A 1,320-nucleotide genomic window follows, 5' to 3' on the forward strand; every position below is an offset into this window, starting at 1 on the left:
TTGCTCTTTAAAAATCCGGAACAAGCTGAAAATTGAAACGACATGTCGTCTCATTCCTCCGTAATAAGGAATGGGAATACGATATGTTCGAGTCTCTCAAATTTTCGCAACATACGATTGTGTCTTACGAGACATCTTCGGGTTGTGAGGTTAAGCGACTAAGCGTACACGGTGGATGCCCTGGCAGTCAGAGGCGATGAAGGACGTGCTAATCTGCGATAAGCGTCGGTAAGGTGATATGAACCGTTATAACCGACGATTTCCGAATGGGGAAACCCAGTGCAATTCGTTGCACTATCGTTAAGTGAATACATAGCTTAACGAAGCGAACCGGGGGAACTGAAACATCTAAGTACCCCGAGGAAAAGAAATCAACCGAGATTCCCCCAGTAGCGGCGAGCGAACGGGGAGCAGCCCAGAGTCTGAATCAGTTTGTGTATTAGTGGAAGCGTCTGGAAAGTCGCAGGGTACAGGGTGATACTCCCGTACACAAAAATGCACATGCTGTGAACTCGAAGAGTAGGGCGGGACACGTGGTATCCTGTCTGAATATGGGGGGACCATCCTCCAAGGCTAAATACTCCTGACTGACCGATAGTGAACCAGTACCGTGAGGGAAAGGCGAAAAGAACCCCGGCGAGGGGAGTGAAACAGAACCTGAAACCGTGTACGTACAAGCAGTGGGAGCCTCTTTTATGGGGTGACTGCGTACCTTTTGTATAATGGGTCAGCGACTTATATTCTGTAGCAAGGTTAACCGTATAGGGGAGCCGCAGGGAAACCGAGTCTTAACTGGGCGTTAAGTTGCAGGGTATAGACCCGAAACCCGGTGATCTAGCCATGGGCAGGTTGAAGGTTGGGTAACACTAACTGGAGGACCGAACCGACTAATGTTGAAAAATTAGCGGATGACTTGTGGCTGGGGGTGAAAGGCCAATCAAACCGGGAGATAGCTGGTTCTCCCCGAAAGCTATTTAGGTAGCGCCTCGTGAACTCATCTTCGGGGGTAGAGCACTGTTTCGGCTAGGGGGCCATCCCGGCTTACCAACCCGATGCAAACTCCGAATACCGAAGAATGTTATCACGGGAGACACACGGCGGGTGCTAACGTCCGTCGTGAAGAGGGAAACAACCCAGACCGCCAGCTAAGGTCCCAAAGTCATGGTTAAGTGGGAAACGATGTGGGAAGGCACAGACAGCCAGGATGTTGGCTTAGAAGCAGCCATCATTTAAAGAAAGCGTAATAGCTCACTGGTCGAGTCGGCCTGCGCGGAAGATGTAACGGGGCTAAACCATGCACCGAAGCTGCGGCAGCGACGC

1 rRNA gene (only partly in view) is annotated in these 1,320 nt (G+C 50.9%); it reads left to right on the forward strand.

From position 1 onward, the window contains the following. Positions 1–148: 148 nt before the first annotated feature. A 23S ribosomal RNA gene (locus EC843_RS24415) occupies positions 149–1,320 on the forward strand; it runs 1,269 nt beyond the window's last position.

Source organism: Buttiauxella sp. JUb87 (assembly GCF_004361975.1).
Classification (GTDB): domain Bacteria; phylum Pseudomonadota; class Gammaproteobacteria; order Enterobacterales; family Enterobacteriaceae; genus Buttiauxella; species Buttiauxella ferragutiae.